The sequence below is a fragment of the Burkholderia lata genome (assembly GCF_902499025.1).
Taxonomy (GTDB): Bacteria; Pseudomonadota; Gammaproteobacteria; order Burkholderiales; family Burkholderiaceae; genus Burkholderia; species Burkholderia lata_C.
This window is the reverse complement of the sequence record NZ_CABVPW010000038.1, coordinates 64238-86326: the sequence shown is the minus strand read 5'-3', so window position 1 is coordinate 86326 and position 22089 is coordinate 64238. Positions and strand designations below refer to the sequence as shown.

The following is a 22089-nucleotide window of genomic DNA, read 5'->3' as shown; positions in this document are numbered from 1 at the left end:
CTCCAGACTCCAGCACACCACCAGCCCTGCTTCCCTCTTCCGCGCCGCGTTTCCGTTAGCGCGAAAGAGGCGTGATTGTAGGCAGCTCCCGGCATTCGCGCAAGGGGTTTGAAGCAACTTTTTTACAAAAGCTGCAATTCGGCCGGCCTGCCACGCCTCGGCACGAGACCGCTTATGGTGCAAAGAACGGACTAGAATGTGAGGTTCTTCGCCTCTTTCTATATACGTCTTTAATATGCGCCAGCGAATCGCCAAACGCCTCCCCCCCGATGCCGACAAACTGGTCGGTCTGTCGCTTGCGCTCTTCGCCTCGGGCAGCCGCATCGAGGATCGCTTCTGGGAAGCGAAGCTCGACGCGCTGCTCGCCAAGATTGTCCGCAACGGCAACCAGACTACGCTCGACGCAGCGCTCGACCATCTTCAGCAGAATCATCCCGACGCCTATGGCGCGCTCGCCGACATGGCCGAGACGCACAGCGAATCGATGGTGATCGAGCACGACGGCCAACCGTACGATGCGCTGCTGGTCGCCGTCCCGGTCCTCGCATGGACGCGCTACATGATTCCGTCGGGCCCGCTCAAGGGTGACGTTGCCGATGCGCTGCGAACGCACCTGCAAGCCCACGTCCTTGCGAACGGCACCCTCGTCGGGCTTGCGCCGTTCCTCTACAGCATCGACCAGTTGCCGCGACATCACGTCGAAACCTACCGGCTGGCCCAGCAGCTCGCGCATGCGGCGATCAGCCAGCACACGCCCAAGCTCAGCTTCGGCGACCTGCCCGAAACGTCGCCGATCCTGGCCGACCCGCGCTTCCTGCTCGCCGTCGTCGCGGCCCCCGCCGGCGCACCGCTGTTCCGCTGGCAGGAAGAAGAAAACGGCAGCCGGATCGAACGTGGCCAGTGCCTCGAGCAATGGACGGCCCAGGGCGGCCCGAACCTGTCGATTGCCCTGCCCGGCTGCGAATTCGAATGCCTACTTCCGGACGCGTACTATTCGGCCTGCCGCGATGCGGACGAACGCGTGCGTCCGCACACGGTCAGAACGGCCATTCGTTATCTTTTCGACACACTTGGTGTAGCGCCGCAAGAGCTGCGCGCGGTGGTCGCCGGCTTCGGCGAACGCCGTATCGACGAGTACCGTGTCGGCTTCACGCGGCGTGCCAGCAACGACGTAATCTACGGCGTCGTGTGGCCGCTCTACGGCCGTGAAAACGGCGACATGTCGATCGACAGCGCGACGCTCGAGGGCGAAGCGCCGATCGAAGGACCGGTCGAGGAAATCGTGAGCCTGCTGAAGGAATGCGGCGTAACCGACGTCAGGCGGCACGCGGGCCGCTTCGAACCCGAATACTGCGATGACTGCGGCGTACCGCTCTACGCAGATCCGCTCGGCGAAATCGTCCACGCGGAAATGCCGGAAGACGCGTCACCCTCCCAGCCGCACTTCCACTGATCCCCACGGCAGTGCCCTGACGGGCACGCCCATTCGAAGCCGCTCACGGTTCCCGCCGGAGCGGCTTTTTACTTGTCCGACCTCCCGCCGCCCGAAATTTCATACTTTTCCTAAGCCTTTCAGCCAAGCAGACATCGTGTAAGGTCTTTGTCATTATCAGACCCAACGCATGCCAGACGGCAGATCAATGGCTCACATTACGGAGGTTGAATATGCGGTTCCTGATGCTCAATTCAGACGCCGAGCGGCGTGACGGACTGAAGGCCCTGTTGCGACAGATCGACCGTCACGCCAGCATCAACGATGCGCCCGACAGCTTCCAGGCGCGCAGGCTGTTGCGAAACCAGCGATTCGACCTCGTCGCGATCGACTGGCTCGACGTCGGCCGCCTCAGCGAGCTTCAGGCGCTCTGCAGCGCGTGCTCGCCGACACCCGTCGCCGTCCTGGTCGACGAAACATCGCCGGAAGCCATCAAACGCTTCTTCAACTACGGCGTCTCGGGTGTGATCCCGCATTCCACCCGGCCGCACCTGATCGTGCGTGCACTCGAGATCGTGCTGCTGGGCGGGCACTACATCCCGCCGATCGCGCTCCGCCTGCTGCCTTCCACCGCAGCGGCGCGCTACGATGCCCATTTCCAGACACTTGCCGGGTCGCTTCCCCGCCGGCCGCCGAACGGCCTCTTGTCGCCGCGGCAAGCGCAGATCATGCGCTTCGTCCACATGGGCAGCACCAACAAGATGATCGCCCGGACGCTCGGCATCAGCGAAGGCACCGTCAAGATCCACCTCGCCAGCATCTTCCAGCAGCTTGGTGCCGCCAACCGCGCCGCCGCGGTCGCGATCTACAACGGCTGGCTGTCGCCCCACCTCGAGGTGCTGCTGGCGAACCGCAGTCGCACACGCAAGCCGCCTATCGGCGAACACGGCCCGGTTCCGCTGCGTACGCAACGGAATGACCGCCCGTACCCGTTGCAGGCCTCGATCGACGGCGGACAGGACCTGCCGATCGCTGCCGAGCCGCCGGCGCGGTTCCGGCGCGAACGCTAGGCAAACAGTCTCGATATTGCGACGGTCGGCGTGTGCGGATTCCCACCTTTGATGCTCAACGAGTAATATGAACGCATGGGTTTTCTTTTCACACCGCTTCCGCTCTGGGTTGGCATCGGCGGCTGGATCGCCGCCGTGGCCCTGCTCGCGCTCGCGATCTGGAAGCATCCCTTCGTGCGCCTGCAGGACGCCACGCTCCAGCACGTGTGGCTCGCGCTCGTCACCGCCATTGCGGTCCTCTGGGCCTCGAATGCGTGGCTCGAAGATGGCATCGTCATGCATCTGCTCGGCGCGACGCTGCTCGTCACACTGTTCGACTGGACACTCGCCCTGATCGCGATGGGCGCCATCACGGCGGTCGCCGCGATCATGTTCGACGCGCCGTGGCAGGGCATTGGCCTGACCTATCTGGTCTACGGCGCGCTGCCGGTCGCCGTGTCGGCATTGCTGCAGCGCGCCGCGCTCGCATGGTTGCCGCACAATCTCGCGTCGTTCATCACCGGCCAGGGATTCCTGTCGCCGGCCATTGCGATCGTCGCGGTTGCCGCTGCCGCGGCCGGGGTCCAGCTCGCGCTCGCCGATGGCGTGCCCGTCGTGATCCCGGCCGGCTATCTGCTGAACACTGCGCTGCTCGCCCTCGGCGAAGCGTGGTTCACCGGCATGGCGACGGCACTCATCGCCGTCTACCGCCCCGCATGGGTCACGACCTTCGACGTCCGGCGCTATCGCCTCGGCGGCCCGCGCGCCTGAATTGCCCGCCTGCCGCGGCATCGTCATCATGTGCCGGCAGTACCTCGCGCGGTGCGGCAGAATGCGACATCTACTGCCGCACAACTTTTTTACGCTAAGATTGAACTCCGGTTCTTCATCGGGCATCTATACGTGCCCGATGTCTCATTCGCTCCTCACCAATAACCAGATGGACAGCTCTCCTGCGTCGCTCCGGATTTTCCGGGCGCTCGGCAAGCTGGCAGCCTGTATTGCGGGCCTGTCACTTGCGCTTCCGACACCGGCATTCGCCGACCTGCTCGACCAGCGCTCCGAACTGATCAACAAATTCGTCAACGAAATGCATGCCGATCCGCTCGCCGCCGATTGTGCGGCGCACGGCAGCTTCATCGCCAGCACGTCGTCGGCCTTCGATCGTGTCGACTTCGCGCCGAACGCCTTCGACAGCGGCAACGCGACGATCACGCCATGGAACGACTCGTTCGACCAGGGCAAGCAGCGCGTGAAGGTCGACAATATCGTCACCGTCGACGGGCTCGGCATCCACAGCGACGGCAGCGACCCGACACCGCTGAAATTCCGGTGCGGCTATGTCGGTCAGCAAATGCTCGCGTTCAGCTGGAACGATCCGGTTCCGCCGCTGAAGCCGCGCGCCGAGCGCTCCACGTCCTCGACGAAGAAATTCAAGGGCAAGTCGCACCACGGCAAGGGCAAGGCAAAGGCATCGGGCCGCACCGGCAGCAAGAAAGCCGTCGCAACGAAAAAGTCGAGCGGCCAGAAGAAGGTCGTGAAGAAGAAAACCGCGAAGAAGTCCTGATACGACGAAGCCGCGTCGACAAAAGCAAAAAAGCCGGGGCATCCTGAGATGCCCCGGCTTTTTTCATACGGCGACGCTACGCTTACGCGAACGTGTCGACGTGCACCAGGATCGCCGCCAGCATCGCCGCGCCAAGCGCCGCGCTTCGCTCGCCGTTCCAGCCGACTCGCTCGTCGGGCAGGTTCGCGTTGTCCTTGAACGGCATCTCGAGCGTCAGAGACAGGCAGCCGAACTGGTGGCCGATGTACTTCGACGCGAGCTTGAGCGCGTCCTCCTTGTACTTGCTCGCCGCATAGCCGTGTTCGGTCTGGAAGTCGGGGCTCGCGACCTTGAACGCTTCGATGAACGCGGTCTGCTCCTTGCCCTGCTGCTCGGTAAAGCTCGGCAGCATCTCCGACCCGGCAACGAACACGTACGGCAGATCCTCGTCACCGTGAATGTCGAAGAACATGTCGCAGCCGATCGCATGGATCGCATCGCGCACGGCCAGCACCTCGGGGCTGCGCTCGGCATCGGGCGCCATCCACTCGCGGTTCAGGTTCGCGCCAACCGCATTGGTACGCAGGTTGCCGTGCACGCTGCCGTCCGGGTTCATGTTCGGGACAATGTGGAACGTCACGCGATCGTAGAGCTTGCGTGCGACCGGATCGCCGGCCCAGTCGCCCCATCCGGCCAGCCGCTTGACGAGGCCTTCGACGAACCACTCGGCCATCGACTCGCCGGGATGCTGACGCGCGATGATCCACACCTTCTTCTTCGGCGCGCCGTCGGTGTCGGGCGTACCGAGCGTGAGCAGCGACATCGGGCGACCTTCGACCGTGCGGCCGAGCTCGACGACGCTCGCCTGCGGCAACTGCTGGACTGCGCCGAGAAACGCCGCGTGACGCTCTTCCGAGTACGGTTCGAAATATGCGTAGTAGATGCTGTCGAATTCCGGCGTATGGTCGATGGTCATCGTCTTGCCGTCGAACGTCGTCGGCACGCGGAACCAGTCGACGCGGTCATAGCTCGCCACCGCGCTGTAATTGCGCCAGCCCGACGGATACGCGCATTCGGCAGCATTCTCGAACGTCATCACGCAGCGCTCGCCGCGCGCGCCCGTCAAGCGGTAATAGAACCATTGCGCGAATTCCGAGCGGTTGTCGCCACGCACGCGCAGCCGAATCGCATCGGGGCTGTCGCACGACACGACGTCGATTGCGCCTGCGTCGAAATTGCTGGTGATCGAAAGGGCCATCTGTCTCTCCTTGGGCGACCGGAACAGGCGGTGTAGCGCTTGCCCGGCCTCATGCATGCGCCGGCCGTCTCGTGAACGGCCGGCAGGGTCACTCGCCGACTCGCCGGCGATATACGTAAGTCGAATCGTTCGACGCAGCCGCATCGAACGCATAGCCTTCCGTCGCGAAATCCTTCAGCGCCGTCGGGTCGGTAATACGGTTCTCGACGATAAAACGCGCCATCAGGCCGCGCGCACGCTTCGCATGGAAGCTGATGATCTTGTAGCGGCCGCCCTTCCAGTCCTCGAACACCGGGGTAATGACGGGCGCGGCCAGCAGTTTCGGCTTGACCGACTTGAAGTATTCGGTCGACGCGCAGTTGACCAGCACGCGCGCCGCGCCGCTGCGCGTTTCGAGCTGCTCGTTCAGCGCCCGCGTGATGCGGTCGCCCCAGAACGCGTACAGGTCCTTGCCGCGCGCGTTCGCGAAGCGCGTACCCATCTCGAGACGGTACGGCTGCAGCAGGTCGAGCGGGCGCAGCAGCCCGTACAGGCCCGACAGCACGCGCACGTGCTGCTGCGCATAGTCGAGATCGGCGGACGACAGCGATTTGGCGTCGAATCCCTCATATACGTCGCCGTTGAACGCGAGCACGGCCTGCTTCGCATTGGCCGGCGTAAAGGTCGGCGACCAGTCCGCGTAACGCTGGAAATTCAGGCGCGCGAGCGGATCGGAGATATCCATCAGCGTCGCGATGTCCTGCGGCGAAAGCTTGCGCAGGCCGTCGATCAGTTCCGACGCGTCATCGACGAATGCAGGCTTCGTGTAAGACTGGACGTGCGCGGGCGTATCGTAGTCGAGGGATTTGGCTGGGGAGAGAACGATTATCATAGAGGCTCGCTGGCACGCCGTGCCTTGCGGTCAGACGAAAACCACCGATTGTAACGAATGACCCGCTCTCTCGCCCCGCATGCCGCACATCGCGTCGTGCTCGACTCGAACGTCTGGATCGACATCCTCGTATTCGACGACCCTGCTACGCGCCCGATCCGTGCCGCGCTCGAACGTGGCACGCTTGCCGCCGTGATCGACGGTCGCTGCCTGACCGAACTCGAGTATGTACTCGACTATCCTCAGTTCCAGTCGCGCGCTGTCGACAAGGCGGCCGCGCTCGCAACCGTCGCCCGCCTCGCGAGCCTCGTCGAGCCGCCGGCCATCGACGCCGACGCGCCGCCACTGCCGAAGTGCAAGGACCGCGACGACCAGAAGTTTCTTGAACTCGCCCGCGCCGCGCAGGCCGAGTGGCTCGTGTCGAAAGACCGCGCGCTGCTGAAGCTCGCGAAGCGGACCGCACGCGACTTCGGCTTCCGGATCGCACAACCCGCGCCCTTTGCCGAGGCCTGCGCGCTCGACGCCACGCCTGCCTGACGCACGCACCCCCACCCGATTTCGACCGTATCGATGAACGCTCCTTCAGACATGCCAACGACTCCCGTTTTCCCCTCGCGCCTGCCGAACGTCGGCACGACGATCTTCACGGTCATGAGCGCGCTTGCCGCAGAAAAAGGCGCGGTGAACCTCGGTCAGGGCTTTCCGGATTTCGACTGCGATCCGCGCATCGTCGATGCGGTTGCCGGCGCGATGCGCAACGGGCACAACCAGTATCCGCCGATGGCCGGTGTCGCGCCGCTGCGCGACGCGATCGCGGACAAGATCGCGCAGGTCTACGGCCGGCGTTACGATCCGGCAACCGAAATCACCGTGACGGCCGGCGCGACGCAGGCGCTGCTGACGGCGATCCTGTGCACGGTGCATCCGGGTGACGAAGTAATCGTCGTCGAACCGACCTACGACAGCTACCTGCCGTCGATCGAACTCGCGGGCGGCAAGCCCGTGTTCGTCACGCTGGAGGCGCCCGACTACGCGATCCCGTTCGACCGTCTGGCGGCCGCGATCACGCCGAAAACACGCATGATCCTGATCAACACGCCGCACAACCCGACGGGTACCGTGTGGCGCGAGGCGGACATGCGCAAGCTCGAGGAGATCGTGCGCGGCACCAACGTGCTGATCCTGTCCGACGAGGTCTACGAGCACATGGTCTATGACGGCGCGCGCCACGAGAGCGTCGCACGCTATCCGGAACTCGCCGCGCGCAGCTTCATCGTGTCGAGCTTCGGCAAGACCTATCACGTGACGGGCTGGAAGGTCGGCTATGTCGCGGCGCCTGCCGCGCTGACCTCGGAATTCCGCAAGGTCCACCAGTTCAACGTATTCACGGTGAACACGCCGATGCAGATCGGGCTCGCCGACTACCTGCGCGACCCGGCGCCGTACCTGACGCTCGCCGACTTCTACCAGAAGAAGCGCGACTTCTTCCGGGCGGGCCTCGAGCGCACGCGCTTCAAGCTGCTGCCCTGCACGGGCACGTACTTCCAGTGCGTCGATTATTCGGCGATCAGCGACCTTCCGGAAGCGGAATTCTCGAAGTGGCTCACGTCGGAGATCGGCGTGGCCGCCATTCCGGTGTCGGCGTTCTATCACGAGCCGCACGAATCGGGCGTCGTCCGATTCTGCTTCGCGAAGCAGGAAAGCACGCTCGCGGCCGCGCTCGAACGACTCGCCCGCCTGTAAGGCCCGCACGGGCGGCCGTACGCCGCCCTGCGGGAACCGCGCTTACGAACGCGCGACGCTCGTCGCGTCGATATACGCCTTGCGCTCGGCCGCCACGCGCTGCGCGACAGGGCGCTCGCCCACCTGCTTCGCATGCGCCTTCCAGTCGATGCCGGCGTCGAGCAGGAAATCGCGTCCGAATATCGCCTTCGTCGCCATGCCGATGACCGGCAGATGGACCCAGGCGGCGATGTCTGCGAGTCCGAACGACTCGCCGAGCACATACGGAGAAAACTGCGTCATCTGCTTGAACGCATCGATCGCGCGCGGCAGGCGCTTCTCGACGTGGGCCTTCATCCCGTCGCTGACCTTGCCGCCGAAAAACGCTTCGGTATAGACCTCGCGCGCCGTCCATTCGAGATACAGCTCGAGTGTCTCGATCAGTTCGCGCACCTTCGCGCTCGCAAACGGGCTTGCCGGAAAAATGCCTTTCTCGGGATAGCGCGCCGCCAGGTACTCGATGATCACCTGCGACTCGAACAACGCGCCTTCTTCGGTCTTCAGAAACGGAATCTTGCCGAGCGGCGAATCGGCGAGCTGCGCCGGATCGCTGATCGGCAAACCGCACACCGACTCCTCGAACGGAATGTCGTGCTCGAGCAGGACGAACTTCACCTTGTTGTAATAGTTGGACAACGGAATACCGCACAGCTGTAGCATCGGAGTCTCCTTCCTTGCTGAAGCGCGGCCGCATCGATGCCGGCCGCATCGGGATTCATCGCGCTGAAAAGCACGTTCGTGCTAGTCTAAAGCAAGTTTTGCGTCCGTCACGACAACATTACATCCGCTACGGCATCGGCTGCATCAGCAAGCGCTACGCGCGCGGCGCCGCAGCCCCGCCATCCGATGGAGACACCCTCGCATGAGTGCTGAACTGCTGGCCTCGCGTCCGCCCGAGAGCGAATCGACGCTCGTCCTCACGCTATCCAATCCCGGCGCACGCAACGCGCTGCATCCGGACATGTACGCGGCCGGCATCGAAGCGCTCGCCACCGCCGAACGCGATCCAGGGATTCGCGCGGTCGTACTCACCGGCGCCGATCGCTTCTTCTGCGCGGGCGGCAACCTGAACCGGCTGCTCGACAACCGCTCGAAGGATCCGTCCTACCAGGCCGACAGCATCGATCAGCTCGCCGCATGGGTGACGGCGATTCACGCTTCGACGAAGCCGGTGATCGCAGCGGTCGAAGGCGCCGCGGCGGGCGCGGGCTTCTCGCTCGCGCTCGCGTGCGACCTGATCGTCGCCGCGCACGATGCGAAGTTCGTGATGTCGTACGCGCGTGTCGGCCTGACGCCCGACGGGGGCGGTTCGTGGTTCATCGCCCGCGCGCTGCCGCGCGCGATCGCGGCCGAGATCCTGTTCGAAGGCAAGCCTGTCGCAGCCGAACGTCTGCACACGCTCGGCGTCGTCAACCGGCTCGCCGTGCCCGGCGCGGCGCTGACCGACGCGCTCGCATGGGCCGATACGCTCGCCGGCATCTCGCCGAACGCGCTCACGCGCATCAAGTCGCTACTCGACGACGCGACGATGCAACCGCTCGACGCCCATCTCGGCACGGAGCGCGATCATTTCGTCGCGTCGCTGCATCATGCGGACGGGCTCGAAGGCATCACCGCGTTTCTCGAGAAGCGCCCACCGCGCTACAAGCGCTGAGCCGTCGAGCCGGCTTTCGAATTGACGCGTCGCCACGGCATCGCCCCGATGCTGCACGGCGACGCCCCCATCTCGGCGCTTCAGAACGACATGCGATCGCCCCCCGACGCCAGGTCGCTCAACACGCGCACGCACGCATCGGCACGCGCATTTCCGTCGCCAGCAGCCCATATCGATCCATGCTCTAATGACCGCCTGTCGCGGCGCTGCCGGCGCCGTTTTTCGCGCATGCAATCAAGGAGTTCACGATGATCGACGTCTATAGCTGGGCGACCCCGAACGGCCACAAGGTGCACATCATGCTCGAGGAAACCGGCCTCGCCTATCGTGCCCATCCGGTCGATATCGGCGCGGGCGACCAGTTCAAGCCGGAATTCCTGAAGATCAGCCCGAACAACAAGATCCCCGCGATCGTCGATCCGGATGGCCCCGGCGGCCAGCCGATCTCGCTGTTCGAATCGGGCGCGATCCTGATCTACCTCGCGGAGAAGACCGGCAAGTTCCTGCCGACCGATCCGGCTGCACGCTACGCGACGCTCGAATGGCTGATGTTCCAGATGGGCGGCGTCGGCCCGATGCTCGGGCAGGCGCACCATTTTCGCCTGTATGCGCCGGAGAAGATCGAATATGCGGTCAACCGCTACACGAACGAGGCGAAGCGCCTGTACAACGTGATGGACAAACGGCTCGGCGAATCCGAATATCTCGCGGGCGACGCGTACACGATCGCGGACATTGCGACGTTCCCGTGGACGCGCTCGTGGCAGAACCAGGGCATCGTGCTCGACGAATTGCCGAACGTGAAACGCTGGCAAGAGGCGATTGCCGCGCGGCCAGCCGTGCAGCGCGGCGTCGAAGTGCTCGCATCGATGCGCAAGGCGCTGCAGGACGACAAGGCACGCGAAGTGCTGTTCGGCGCGACGCAATACGCAAAGCACTGACACGCATGTGACGAGCGGAGCGGCATCCGTGGATGCCGCTCCGCTCGTCAGAAGTAATGCAGCGTGATGAATTCCGCCGCGCAGACAGGCAGCGGCGCGGCGGGATCCTCGACCTGCATCGTCACCGACCATGTCACCTGCACACCGCCTTTCGCGGCCTCGGCGGTTTCCTTGACCGCAAACAGCGCACGCACACGCGCACCGACCGGCACCGGCTTCAGGAACCGCACGCGGTTCAGTCCGTAGTTCACGCCCATCTTCTGCTCGAAACGCATCGCGTCGGCCATCAGCGCCGGAATCAGCGACAGCGTCAGGAACCCGTGCGCGATCGGGCCGCCGAACGGCGACTCGCGCCGCGCGCGCTCCGGATCGACGTGAATCCATTGATGATCGCCGGTCGCATCGGCAAAGCCATCGACACGACGCTGGTCGATCGCGATCCAGCCGCTCGCGAGCGGCTCTGCGCCGACACGCGCCTGCAGCGCCTGTGCCGATGCGATCAGCGGCAAGGTCACGTCGGTCATGCCTGCTTGCCTCCCGGATGGCGCAGCCCGAAGATCACCTTGGTATGGACGGTGATCACCGTCTCGCCGGCGCCGTTCACGCCGACCCACTCCGTCGACACGATGCCGCGGTCGGGCTTGCTCTCCGACACGCGCTTGTCGTGGACCTTCTGATACATCGTGATCGTGTCGCCGGCACGCACCGGCTTGAGCCAGCGAATCGAGTCGATGCCCGGCGAACCCATGCTGGTCGAGTCATGGCCGAGCTTCTTGATGAGCAGGCTCATGAACACCGAACACGTATGCCAGCCGCTCGCGACGAGCCCGCCGAAATGCGATGCCTTCCCGGCTTCTTCGTCGAGGTGGAACGGCTGCGGGTCGTAGCGTTGCGCGAACGCCTTGATGTCGTCGGGTTCGAACGTGTAGCGACCCACTTCGGTGGTGCTGCCGACCACCAGGTCTTCGTAACTGATGCCCACTAGGTGTCTCCTTGTCTGGCGCGCTCACGCGTCGCCGTCATGCTGCGTCGGTCTGCGCGAAATCGGGCAGCGCCGCGATGCGGGCAAGATGATGATCGGTATCGCCGAGCGTCGTCTCGATGATCGTCAGCCGCTTGAACAGGTGTGCAGCGGCGACCTCGTTGGTCACGCCCATGCCGCCATGCAGTTGAACGGCCTGCTGGCCGACGAAGCGAGCGGCGGCGCCGACACGCGCTTTCGCGGCCGACACGGCCTTGCGCCGCGCATCGGCATCGCCGCTCGCGTAGCGCACGGCTGCCAGGTAAGTCAACGAACGTGCCTGCTCGGCATGGATCAGCATGTCGACCATCCGGTGCTGCAGCGCCTGGAAACGCGCGATCGGCACGCCGAACTGCTCGCGCGTCTTCGTGTATTCGACCGTCGCGCGATTCAGTTCGTCGAGCGTACCGACCGCTTCCGCGCACAGCAGGAACGTCGCGTAATCGGCAACCTGCTCGAGGGCCGCGGCGTCGCGCGCACCGCCCGTCAGCAGTCGCGCCGGCGTTTCATTGAACCCGATCGTCGCGGCACGCTGTCCGTCGATCGTCCGGTAGTCGACCACCTTCGCGTTCGCGGCATCCCGTTCGACGACGAAGAGGCCAATGCCGCCGCCGTCGACGCGCGCGGGCACGATCCACGCATGCGCCTGTGCGCCGTGCTGAACGACCGACTTCGTGCCGGTCAGCCGGTACGTGCCGCCCTGCTCGCGCGCATGGGTGTCGAGTTCGAACAGGTCGTAGCGCGCGTGCGGTTCGTGGAACGCGACCGCCACACGCTTCTGCCCCTGCGCAACCGCCTCCAGCAACGCCGCGTCCTCACCGGCGCCGGAGCCGGCGATGCGCAAGGCTTCGACGCCCACCGCCGTTGCCCAGTACGGCTCGATCACGAGCGCGCGGCCAAGCTCCTGCATCACGACCAGCATGTCGACCGGGCCGCCGCCGAAGCCACCCTGTGCGTCCGGCACGGGCAGCGCGGTCAACCCCAGCTCGGCGAATGCGCTCCATTGCGTGTCCGACACGCCCGCGTCGCTGCGCACGATAGCCTGGCGCGCTTCGAAGCCGTATTGCTCGCCGAGATAACGGCGCAGCGCGTCGGCGAACTGCTGCTGCTCATCGGTAAAGCTGAAATCCATGGTTGTCTCCGTTCCCTGATCACAGCCCCAGAATCATCTGCGCGATGATGTTTTTCTGGATCTCGTTCGAACCGCCGTAGATCGATGTCTTCCGGTAATTGAAGTAATAGGCGGCAAGCGGTGCCGCATCGTCGTCGCCCGCGATGCTGTGCTCGCGCTGGCCGTCGAGGAACGGTACGTCGAACGGTGCGGCGAGCGGGCCGATCGCGTCGACCATCAGCTCGGTGAGCGCCTGCTGCACTTCCGTGCCCTTGATCTTCAGCATCGACGCCTCGGGGCCCGGCCCCTTGCCGCTCGTCTCGCGGCTGACGACGCGCAGCACCGTCACCTCGAGCGCCATCAGCTCGACCTCGAGCGCCGCGACCTTCGCGGCGAAAACCGGATCGGCGAGCAACGGCTTGCCGTTCTTGCGCTGGTTCGAGGCGACGCGCTTCAGGAACGCGAGCTCGCGCTTCGACGCGCCGACGCGCGCGATACCGGTGCGCTCGTGTCCAAGCAGGTATTTCGCGTAGGTCCAGCCGCGGTTCTCGTCGCCGACGAGATTCTCGACCGGCACCTTCACGTCCTCGAAGAACACCTCGTTGACCTCGTGGTCCTCGTCGAGCATGACGATCGGGCGCACCGTGATGCCGGGCGTCTTCATGTCGATCAGCAGGAACGAGATGCCCTCCTGCTTCTTCGCGACTGGATCGGTGCGTACGAGGCAGAACATCATGTCGGCGTACTGGCCGAGCGTCGTCCAGGTCTTCTGGCCATTGACGACGTAGTGGTCGCCATGGCGCTCGGCGCGCGTGCGCAGCGATGCAAGGTCGGATCCCGAACCCGGCTCCGAGTAGCCCTGGCACCACCAGTCCGAGCCGTCGAGAATGCGCGGCAGGTAATGACGTTTCTGCGCTTCGCTGCCGTATTTCATCAACACGGGCGCGACCATCGATACGCCGAACGGCAGCACGGTCGGCGCGCCGATCCGTGCGCACTCCTCGTCCCAGATGTGTCGTTGGGTCGCGTTCCAGCCCGGGCCGCCATATTCAACCGGCCATGCGGGCGCAGACCAGCCGCGCTGGCCGAGAATCCGGTGCCAGCTCGCGAAATCCTCGCGGTCGAGTCGTTTGTGATCGAGTACTTTGGCGCGCAGTGCGTGAGGCAGGTTGGCCTCAAGCCAGGCGCGGACGTCGACGCGGAACGCGTCGTCGGCGGGGGAATAATCCAGATCCATGCGCAGTGTCTCCTGTCCGCAGCCGTCCGGCCCGACAAGAACTCACTGCATACGTTATTGCAGCGGTTCTTTCAGCGCGGCAGGAATCGGCAGCGGCATCACGTCGATGCCTTCTTCGGCCAAGGATTGCACATCTTCGGGCGTCGTGACGCCACGGATGCTGCGTGCCGGCGCCTCGTTGTAATGGATGCGCCGCGCTTCCTCGGCGAAGCGCTCGCCCACATTCTCGGTTTTCTCCAGCACCTCGCGCAGCGCACGCATCACCTGTGCCTGCAGTGCACGCGGATCGGCCGGCTGTGCCTGCGTCGCGCCCGACAGGTTCAGGCGCGGCGCCGACGGCAGACGGTTGACCTCGGTCGTTCCGCACACCGGACATTCGACCAGCTTGCGGGACAACTGCGCTTCGAATTCATCGGCGGAAGCGAACCAGCCTTCGAACCGATGACCGTGCGGGCACTGTAAATCGAGGACCTTCATGCTGAATCAGGGCGTGTGACGAGTGTAGCGCAAAAAGCGGTTTTGTGAACGATCGTGCTAAATACCGATCGCGCGACGCGAAGGCGCCGCGTCACCGGATTGTAACGCGGCGCCCCACCCGCCGCTGACGCCGCGCTCAGGGCGTCAGAACCGGCCCGAGCGGCCACGTGCCGGACAGCACCTTGTCGAGCCACATCGTGCCGATGATCGTCTTTACGTCGGAGATCTGGCCCGTACGCACCCATTCCTGCAGATCGGCCTGCGTCGCGGTGAAGGTCTCGAGGAATTCGCCTTCATCGAGCTTGCGCTCGCCGGCCGTCAGCCCGCGCGCCAGGTACAGGTCGATGAATTCGGTCGAATAGGAAATGATCGGGTGAATCCGGGCCAGGAACACGTACTCGCGTGCCGTGTAACCCGTTTCCTCGCGCAGTTCGCGCACGGCGCACGCGAGCGCGCCTTCGTTCGGATCGAGCTTGCCGGCCGGGAACTCGGCCATCACCTTGCCGATCGGGTAGCGATACTGACTTTCCATCAGCACGCGGCCGTCGTCGAACAGCGGGATCACCATCACCGCGCCCGGGTGCTGGACGTATTCGCGTGTGGCCTTCTTGCCGTCCGGCAGACGGACGGTATCGCGCTTGAGCTTGAGGAACGAGCCTTCGAAAATCGCCTCGCTTTCGAGGCAGGTTTCGGTCAGTGCGGCGTCGTGATTGGGTAGGTCGGCCATCGGCGGCTCCGGGAATGAGCGCGACGGCCGGAGCCGTCAGCGTCGTTTGACGAGATACTGGAACGTGAAGCCGGGAAACGCGAACACGACGAAGAGACTGAACGTGATCGCGTAGAACTGCCAGCCCTGTTCGAAGCGGTTGCCGGCGCGCGACTCGAGCCAGAAGCCGAGCGCGCCAACGATGAAGTACAGCACGATCAGCTCGCCGATCCGCACCCACCCGCTCTTCTTCGCCGTGCCGAACGGCACGACGGCGAAGAGGCGTTGGTTGAGGAACGGCAGGTTGGCGCAGACGAGCGCCAACAGCACGATAAACCAGCCGGCTGCCGACATTACAGCGGCAGCGTGTGACGAATTGCCTGCAGGCAGGCCGTCAGCAGCGGGCTCGGGATCAGGCCGAGCACGACGACTGCCAGGCCGTTCAACACGAGAATCGTGCGCTTGCAGAAATCGCCCGTGATCGGCGTCGCATCCTGCGGAGCATCGAAGTACATCAGCTTCACGATGCGCAGGTAGTAGAACGCGCCGAACAGCGACGTGATCACGGCCAGCACGGCCAGCCACGTGAGGCCCGCGTTGACGGTCGCCTCGAGCACGGCGAGCTTCGCGTAGAAGCCGACGGTCGGCGGGATACCTGCCAGCGAGAACATCATGACCATCATCACGAACGCGAACACCGGGCTGCGCTTGTTGAGGCCCTTGAAGTCGTCGATCGTTTCGGCTTCGAAATCGCGGCGTGCAAGCAGCATCACCACGCCGAACGAGCCGAGCGTCGTGATCAGGTAGACGATCGCGTAGAACATCGCCGAGCTGTATGCGTTCGCCGGTGCCGCCGCGTCACCCTTCACGATGCCCGCGAGCAGACCGAGCAGCACGAAGCCCATGTTCGAGATCGCCGAATACGCGAGCATCCGCTTGATGTTGCGCTGGACGATACCGGTGATGTTACCGACGATCAGCGACAGCGCGGCGAGGATCACGAGCGCGGTCTGCCAGTTCTGTGCGAGCGGCAGCAGGCCCATCACCAGGAAGCGCAGGCCCCACGCGAACGCGGCAACCTTCGGGCCACCGCCGACGAACAGCGTCATCGCGGTCGGCGAGCCCTGGTAGACGTCCGGCACCCACATGTGGAACGGCACGGCGCCGAGCTTGAACGCGATACCGGCGACGATGAAGACCACGCCGAACATCAGCACGGCCGCGTCGGTGTTGCCGCCGACCGCCTTGTACACCTCGCCCAGCTCGAGCGAACCGGTCGCGCCGTAGAGCATCGAGATGCCGTACAGCACGAAGCCCGACGCGAGCGCGCCCAGCACGTAGTACTTCATCGCGGCTTCGCTCGACTGAGCGGCATCACGGCGCAGCGCGATGACCGCGTACAGCGACAGCGACATCAGTTCGAGACCGAGGTACAGCGTCAGGAAGTTGTTGCCCGACACCATGACCAGCTGGCCGAGCAGCGAGAACATGCCGAGCAGGAACACGTCGCCGCGGAACATGTCGCGATCTTCGAGGTACTTGCGCGAATAGACGAGCGAGACCGCGAAACCGAACGACACGACCGCCTTCATCATGCTCGCGAACGAGTCGACGACGATCATCTTCGAGAAGAAGTAGTACTGCTGCGGGTCGAGCGCCTGCACCGAGAACCACACGCCGGCGACGACCGACGATACGACCGCGATCAGATAGGTCAGGCGGCGGCCGGAAGCACCGGTAAAGGTGTCGTTCAGCCATGCGACGACGATGGCGGCCATCACCAGCGCGTCAGGCAACAGGACATTCATAGGAGCGTTCATGATCTTGAGTTCCTCCGCTCGCGATTACTGGGCCAGCGGCAGCTTCGACTGCGCGACATGGGAGAGGAGGTTTTCCACGGAAACGTGCATCACGTCGGTGAAAGGCTTCGGATACAGGCCCATCAGCATCGTGAACGCGGCGAGCACGGCCAACATCACGAATTCGCGACGGCCGATGTCCTTCAGCTTGGCAACGTGATCGTTCGCAACCGCGCCGAAGTACACGCGCTTGTACATCCACAGCGTGTAGGCAGCGCCGAGGATCAGCGTGAATGCCGCACCGAATGCGATCCAGAAGTTGTACTGGACGGCAGCGAGAATCACCATGAACTCGCCGACGAAACCCGACGTGCCCGGCAGGCCGCAGTTGGCCATCGAGAACAGCATCGCGAAGGCCGCGAACTTCGGCATCACGTTCACGACGCCGCCGTAATCGGCGATCTGGCGCGAGTGCACGCGGTCGTACAGCACGCCGATGCACAGGAACATCGCGCCCGACACGAAGCCGTGCGAAATCATCTGGATGATCGCGCCTTCAACGCCGAGCTGGTTGAAGATGAAGAAGCCGAGCGTGACGAAGCCCATGTGCGCGATCGACGAATACGCGACCAGCTTCTTCATGTCGGACTGCACCATCGCGACGAGGCCGATGTAGATCACCGCGATCAGCGACAGCGTGATCACGACGGGCGCCAGGAAGTGGCTCGCGTCAGGCGTGATCGGCAGCGAGAAGCGCAGGAAACCGTACGCGCCGAGCTTCAGCATGATCGCCGCCAGCACGACCGAGCCACCCGTCGGCGCTTCCACGTGCGCGTCCGGCAGCCAGGTGTGGACCGGCCACATCGGCACCTTCACCGCGAACGCGAGGAAGAAGGCAATGAACAGCAGTATCTGCGGCGTCATCGCGATCTTGGCGTTCTGCCACGTCGCGAGGTCGAACGAGTGCGTTTCCGTGTACAGGTAGATCAGCGCGACCAGCATCAGCAGCGAGCCGGCCAGCGTGTACAGGAAGAACTTGAATGCCGCATACACGCGGTTCGGGCCGCCCCACACGCCGATGATGATGTACATCGGGATCAGGGTGGCTTCGAAGAACACGTAGAACAGCAGGCCGTCGGCCGCCGAGAACACGCCGATCATGATCCCGGACAGGATCAGGAAGGCCGCGAGGTACTGCGCGACATTCTCGGTGATCACTTCCCATGCGGCGATCACGACGATCACCGTGATCAGCGCGGTCAGCACGACGAACCACATCGAGATGCCGTCGACGCCGAGGTGATACGCGATGTCGAAGCGTTCGATCCAGGTCGAGTTCTCGACGAACTGCAGCGCAGCCGTGCTCGAATCGAAGCCCGTGATCAGCGGGATCGTGACCGCGAGACCGAGCAGCGAACCGATCAGTGCGATCCAGCGGGCCGTCCCTGGATTTTTATCGTTACCCACCGCGAGCACGAGGAGGCCGAAAACAATCGGCAGCCAGATCGCGGTACTGAGAATCGGAAAAGCGTGCATTAAGTTGTCCCCCGCCTTATTTGCCGCCGAGCGTTACAAACAGGGTCAGGAGCCCCAGCATGCCGATGATCATGGCGAACGCGTAGTGATAGATGTAACCGGATTGGAGGAAGCGGATCACGCTGGCGAACCAGCCGATGAACCGGGCGCTGCCGTTGACGAGGCCGTCGATCACCACGACGTCACCTTCCTTCCACAGGCCGCGGCCGATCGCCACCGAACCTCGGGCGAACACCACTTCGTTGATCTTGTCCATGTAGTACTTGTTGTCCAGCAGCGTGTAGATCGGGCCGAACGCGCGGCGGATCGACGCCGGCAGTTCCGGACGCTTCAGGTACAGGAACCACGCGACAACGACACCGGCGAGCGCGAGCCAGACCGGCAGGCCCGAAATCGAGTGCAGACCCATGCTCCACCAGTTGGTGAATTCATGGCCCATTTCCTCGAGCGCCGGGTGGTTTTCGCCGATGAAGATCACCTTGTCGAACGCAACGCCGTGCTGGAAGAAATCGCCGAACAGCATCGGGGAGATCGCGAACGCACCGATGATCACCGACGGGATCGCCAGCAGGACCAGCGGCACCCACACGACCCACGGGGTCTCGTGCGGCTCGTGCGCGTGGTCGTCATGACCGTGGCCATGGCCGTGATCGTCGTGGCCGTGCGCGGCCGCCATGCCCATCGGCGATTCCGGATGCTTCGGCTTGCGGAAGCGCTCTTCGCCGTGGAACACCAGGAAGTACATGCGGAACGAGTACAGCGCCGTGACGAACACGCTCGCGACGACCGCGAAGTACGCGAAGCCCGAACCCGGCAGGTGCGACAGCTTCACCGCGTCGATGATCGAGTCCTTCGAATAGAAGCCCGAGAAGAACGGCGTACCGATCAGCGCGAGCGAACCGACGAGCGACGTGATCCACGTGATCGGCATGTACTTGCGCAGGCCGCCCATGTTGCGCATGTCCTGGTCGTGGTGCATGCCCATGATGACCGAGCCGGCACCGAGGAACAGCAGCGCCTTGAAGAACGCGTGCGTCATCAGGTGGAACACGGCGACCGGATAAGCGGACACGCCGAGCGCGACGGTCATGTAGCCGAGCTGCGACAGCGTCGAGTACGCAACCACGCGCTTGATGTCGTTCTGGACGATGCCGAGGAAGCCCATGAAGAGCGCCGTGATCGCACCGATCACCGTGATGAACGACAGCGCGGTGTCCGACAGCTCGAACAGCGGCGACATGCGCGACACCATGAAGATGCCGGCGGTCACCATCGTCGCCGCGTGAATCAGCGCAGAGATCGGGGTCGGGCCTTCCATCGAGTCCGGCAGCCACACGTGCAGCGGGAACTGTGCCGACTTACCCATCGCGCCGATGAACAGGCAGATACAGGCCACGGTCAGCAGGCCCCAGTCGGTACCCGGGAAGTGCAGGCTCGCCAGTTCCGCGCGTTTCGCGAACACTTCGCCGTAGTTCATCGAGCCGGCGAATGCGAGCAGCAGGCCGATGCCGAGCAGGAAGCCGAAGTCGCCCACGCGGTTCACGAGGAACGCCTTCATGTTCGCGTAGATCGCGCTCTCACGCGTGAAGTAGAAGCCGATCAGCAGGTACGACACCAGGCCCACCGCTTCCCAGCCGAAGAACAGCTGCAGGAAGTTGTTGCTCATCACGAGCATCAGCATCGAGAACGTGAACAGCGAGATGTACGAGAAGAAGCGCTGGTAGCCGTCTTCTTCCGCCATGTAGCCGATCGTGTACACGTGCACCATCAGCGAGACGAAGGTCACGACGACCATCATCATCGCGGTCAGCGAATCGACGAGGAAGCCGATTTCGAGCTTCAGCGAACCGACGTTCATCCATTCGTAGACGGTCGCGTTGAAGCTTGCGCCGCCCATCACGTCGAAGAAGACTTTCGCCGACAGGAGGAACGCGATCATTACGCCGAGGATCGTGATCCGGTGTGCGCCCTTGCGCCCGACTGCGTTCCCGAACAGCCCCGCAATCAGCGAGCCGGCCAGCGGAGCGAGCGGAATCGCCAGCAGCAGGTTTTCATTGAGTGTCGTTGACATAACAGCGTTGCCTGAAATTAACCTTTGAGCTGATCGAGATCCTCGACATTGATCGTGTCGAGCTTACGGAACAGGGTCACCAGAATCGCGAGGCCGATCGCGGCTTCCGCTGCGGCGACGGTCAGCACGAAGAACACGAAGATCTGGCCGTGCACATCGCCGAGGTAATGCGAAAACGCGACGAAGTTGGTGTTCACCGCCAGCAGCATCAGTTCGATCGACATCAGGATGATGATGACGTTGCGGCGGTTAAGGAAAATCCCGACGATCGCGATCGCAAAGAGGATCGCGCCGAGCACGAGGTAATGAGCAAGAGTCAGCATGTTTTCTTTTCCTCCGCTTAGCCGTTGGTGCCCGAACCGGCTTCGCTCTGCGCCGTTTCCGGCTGCGGCTTTTCCGCTTCCATCTTCACGAGGCGCACACGGTCGTTGCGGCGCACCTTGACCTGATCCGACACGCGCTGGCGCTTGCTGTCCTTGCCCTTGCGCTCGGTCAGCCCGATTGCGGCAATGATCGCGACCAGCAGCACGAGGCCGGCGATTTCAAACGCGAAGATGTAGTCGGTGTAGATCACCTTGCCGATCAGGCGCGTGTTCGACCAGTTGGCCATCTCGCCCGTCGCCATCGCGTGCACGGTCTGCGTGTCGCCGTAGCCGCGCCACAGGATCAGCGCGGTTTCGATCACGATGATCGCGCCGACCACGGTCGCCATCGGGACGAAGCGCTTGAAGTCGCGACGCAGGTAGTCGATGTTGATGTCCAGCATCATCACGACGAACAGGAACAGCACCATCACGGCGCCCACGTACACCAGCACCAGCAGGATCGCGAGGAACTCCGCTTCCAGCAGCATCCAGATCGCGGCGGCGTTGAAGAACGCCAGCACAAGGAAAAGCGCAGACGCCACCGGGTTGCGCGAAGTGATCACCTTCAGCCCTGATACCACCAGGAGCAGCGCGAAGATGTAGAACAGTACGGTCGTGAATTCCATGATTACCGGTTCATCGTTAGGCCATAGTCAGGCGCGGCTTGCGGGACGCTCTTGCGAGCCGCACCCGTCGCGGCGGCTCGGCCCGTGCTTCGGGCCGGCACTGCAAACACAATCAACGATACGGCGCGTCGGCAGCCTTCGCCGCGGCGATGTCCTTCTCGTAGCGATCGCCCACCGCGAGCAGCATTTCCTTCGTGAAATACAGGTCGCCGCGCTTTTCGCCGTGGTACTCGAGAATCTGCGTCTCGACGATCGAATCGACCGGGCAGCTCTCTTCGCAGAACCCGCAGAAGATGCACTTCGTCAGGTCGATGTCGTAGCGCGTCGTGCGGCGCGTGTTGTCCGCACGCGTTTCCGATTCGATCGTGATCGCCATTGCGGGGCACACGGCCTCGCACAGCTTGCACGCGATGCAGCGCTCTTCGCCGTTTTCGTAGCGGCGCAGTGCGTGCAGCCCGCGGAAACGCGGCGAGATCGGCGTCTTTTCTTCCGGGAACTGCACAGTGACCTTGCGCTTGAACGTGTAACGGCCGGTCAGCGCGAGCCCCTGCAGCAGCTCGGTCAGGAAGAAGGTCTTAAAGAAGTGTTGGATTGCGCTCATGATTTC

General features: G+C 63.9%; 25 protein-coding genes. 9 read left to right on the top strand and 16 right to left on the bottom strand.

Translation table 11 applies throughout. The annotated features are described in order from the left end of the window. Window positions 1–235 precede the first annotated feature (235 nt). The 4 genes from BDI24065_RS31405 (at window position 236) to BDI24065_RS31390 (ending at window position 4048) form a co-directional block, all read left to right on the top strand. Window positions 236–1453 (top strand): DUF2863 family protein, encoded by a 1218-nt coding sequence (locus BDI24065_RS31405; protein WP_175034482.1) that lies wholly within the window; start codon window positions 236–238, stop codon window positions 1451–1453. Between the two features lie 212 nt (window positions 1454–1665). Continuing rightward, entirely contained in the window at window positions 1666–2502 is an 837-nt protein-coding gene (locus BDI24065_RS31400; RefSeq protein ID WP_175034481.1) for a response regulator transcription factor, read from the top strand. Window positions 2503–2577: 75 nt separating this feature from the next. Continuing rightward, window positions 2578–3252: an energy-coupling factor ABC transporter permease gene (locus tag BDI24065_RS31395; protein ID WP_175034480.1), complete on the top strand. Its 675-nt coding sequence runs from the start codon at window positions 2578–2580 to the stop codon at window positions 3250–3252. A 139-nt stretch (window positions 3253–3391) separates the two neighbouring features. Further along, entirely contained in the window at window positions 3392–4048 is a 657-nt protein-coding gene (locus BDI24065_RS31390; protein ID WP_175034486.1) for a BspC domain-containing protein, read from the top strand. Window positions 4049–4130: 82 nt separating this feature from the next. Here BDI24065_RS31390 and BDI24065_RS31385 read toward each other — a convergent pair whose 3' ends face one another. Both BDI24065_RS31385 and yaaA read right to left on the bottom strand, forming a co-directional pair. Then, a complete protein-coding gene (locus tag BDI24065_RS31385) occupies window positions 4131–5285 on the bottom strand; it encodes a M14 family metallopeptidase (protein ID WP_175034479.1) in 1155 nt (384 codons plus the stop codon). Window positions 5286–5373: 88 nt separating this feature from the next. Next, entirely contained in the window at window positions 5374–6156 is a 783-nt protein-coding gene (gene yaaA, locus BDI24065_RS31380) for a peroxide stress protein YaaA (protein WP_175034478.1), read from the bottom strand. 57 nt (window positions 6157–6213) lie between these two features. Here yaaA and BDI24065_RS31375 point away from each other — a divergent pair, with 57 nt between their 5' ends. Continuing rightward, window positions 6214–6693 (top strand): putative toxin-antitoxin system toxin component, PIN family, encoded by a 480-nt coding sequence (locus BDI24065_RS31375; RefSeq protein ID WP_089450945.1) that lies wholly within the window; start codon window positions 6214–6216, stop codon window positions 6691–6693. Between the two features lie 33 nt (window positions 6694–6726). After that, window positions 6727–7899, top strand: a complete 1173-nt coding sequence (locus BDI24065_RS31370) for a pyridoxal phosphate-dependent aminotransferase (RefSeq protein WP_175034477.1) — start codon at window positions 6727–6729, stop codon at window positions 7897–7899. A gap of 42 nt (window positions 7900–7941) precedes the next feature. On the opposite strand, the gene BDI24065_RS31365 is transcribed toward BDI24065_RS31370, so the two are convergent. Then, entirely contained in the window at window positions 7942–8598 is a 657-nt protein-coding gene (locus BDI24065_RS31365; RefSeq protein ID WP_175034476.1) for a glutathione S-transferase, read from the bottom strand. 14 nt (window positions 8599–8612) lie between these two features. Between BDI24065_RS31365 and BDI24065_RS31360 the strand changes: the two genes are divergently transcribed. From BDI24065_RS31360 to BDI24065_RS31350, 3 genes are all read left to right on the top strand, one after another. Further along, window positions 8613–8804, top strand: coding sequence for a hypothetical protein (locus BDI24065_RS31360; RefSeq protein ID WP_175034475.1), 192 nt, complete (start codon window positions 8613–8615; stop codon window positions 8802–8804). Beyond that, window positions 8801–9592, top strand: coding sequence for an oxepin-CoA hydrolase, alternative type (locus BDI24065_RS31355; RefSeq protein ID WP_175034474.1), 792 nt, complete (start codon window positions 8801–8803; stop codon window positions 9590–9592). Before BDI24065_RS31360 ends, BDI24065_RS31355 begins: the two co-directional genes overlap by 4 nt. 248 nt (window positions 9593–9840) lie before the next feature. After that, the gene (locus tag BDI24065_RS31350; RefSeq protein WP_175034473.1) at window positions 9841–10533 is read left to right on the top strand and encodes a glutathione binding-like protein; all 693 of its coding nucleotides are present in this window, start codon (window positions 9841–9843) and stop codon (window positions 10531–10533) included. Window positions 10534–10580: 47 nt separating this feature from the next. On the opposite strand, the gene BDI24065_RS31345 is transcribed toward BDI24065_RS31350, so the two are convergent. From BDI24065_RS31345 to nuoI, 13 genes are all read right to left on the bottom strand, one after another. Continuing rightward, complete coding sequence (locus BDI24065_RS31345) at window positions 10581–11057, bottom strand: MaoC family dehydratase (protein WP_175034472.1); 477 nt, start codon at window positions 11055–11057, stop codon at window positions 10581–10583. Next, window positions 11054–11515 (bottom strand): MaoC family dehydratase, encoded by a 462-nt coding sequence (locus BDI24065_RS31340; protein WP_175034471.1) that lies wholly within the window; start codon window positions 11513–11515, stop codon window positions 11054–11056. The genes BDI24065_RS31345 and BDI24065_RS31340 overlap by 4 nt, the downstream gene beginning before the upstream one ends. 37 nt (window positions 11516–11552) lie before the next feature. Continuing rightward, window positions 11553–12686: an acyl-CoA dehydrogenase family protein gene (locus BDI24065_RS31335; protein ID WP_175034470.1), complete on the bottom strand. Its 1134-nt coding sequence runs from the start codon at window positions 12684–12686 to the stop codon at window positions 11553–11555. A 19-nt stretch (window positions 12687–12705) separates the two neighbouring features. Further along, window positions 12706–13902 carry an acyl-CoA dehydrogenase family protein gene (locus tag BDI24065_RS31330; RefSeq protein WP_175034469.1) on the bottom strand — a complete coding sequence of 399 codons (1197 nt, stop codon included), beginning with the start codon at window positions 13900–13902 and terminating at the stop codon, window positions 12706–12708. Window positions 13903–13956: 54 nt separating this feature from the next. Further along, window positions 13957–14379, bottom strand: coding sequence for a DUF1178 family protein (locus BDI24065_RS31325; protein ID WP_122945890.1), 423 nt, complete (start codon window positions 14377–14379; stop codon window positions 13957–13959). A 136-nt stretch (window positions 14380–14515) separates the two neighbouring features. Further along, window positions 14516–15106, bottom strand: a complete 591-nt coding sequence (locus BDI24065_RS31320; RefSeq protein ID WP_175034468.1) for an NUDIX domain-containing protein — start codon at window positions 15104–15106, stop codon at window positions 14516–14518. Between the two features lie 36 nt (window positions 15107–15142). Beyond that, the gene (locus tag BDI24065_RS31315) at window positions 15143–15439 is read right to left on the bottom strand and encodes a DUF2818 family protein (RefSeq protein ID WP_046544751.1); all 297 of its coding nucleotides are present in this window, start codon (window positions 15437–15439) and stop codon (window positions 15143–15145) included. Next, window positions 15439–16893, bottom strand: a complete 1455-nt coding sequence (gene nuoN / locus BDI24065_RS31310) for an NADH-quinone oxidoreductase subunit NuoN (RefSeq protein WP_175034485.1) — start codon at window positions 16891–16893, stop codon at window positions 15439–15441. The genes BDI24065_RS31315 and nuoN overlap by 1 nt, the downstream gene beginning before the upstream one ends. Before the next feature lie 36 nt (window positions 16894–16929). Further along, a complete protein-coding gene (locus tag BDI24065_RS31305; protein ID WP_043188824.1) occupies window positions 16930–18420 on the bottom strand; it encodes an NADH-quinone oxidoreductase subunit M in 1491 nt (496 codons plus the stop codon). A gap of 16 nt (window positions 18421–18436) precedes the next feature. Continuing rightward, complete coding sequence (nuoL, locus tag BDI24065_RS31300) at window positions 18437–20491, bottom strand: NADH-quinone oxidoreductase subunit L (protein WP_175034467.1); 2055 nt, start codon at window positions 20489–20491, stop codon at window positions 18437–18439. Between the two features lie 17 nt (window positions 20492–20508). Then, the gene (gene nuoK, locus BDI24065_RS31295) at window positions 20509–20814 is read right to left on the bottom strand and encodes an NADH-quinone oxidoreductase subunit NuoK (RefSeq protein WP_006478272.1); all 306 of its coding nucleotides are present in this window, start codon (window positions 20812–20814) and stop codon (window positions 20509–20511) included. Between the two features lie 17 nt (window positions 20815–20831). Beyond that, window positions 20832–21482 (bottom strand): NADH-quinone oxidoreductase subunit J, encoded by a 651-nt coding sequence (locus tag BDI24065_RS31290; protein WP_046544750.1) that lies wholly within the window; start codon window positions 21480–21482, stop codon window positions 20832–20834. A gap of 112 nt (window positions 21483–21594) precedes the next feature. Further along, a complete protein-coding gene (nuoI, locus tag BDI24065_RS31285; protein ID WP_011352695.1) occupies window positions 21595–22083 on the bottom strand; it encodes an NADH-quinone oxidoreductase subunit NuoI in 489 nt (162 codons plus the stop codon). Window positions 22084–22089 lie beyond the last annotated feature (6 nt).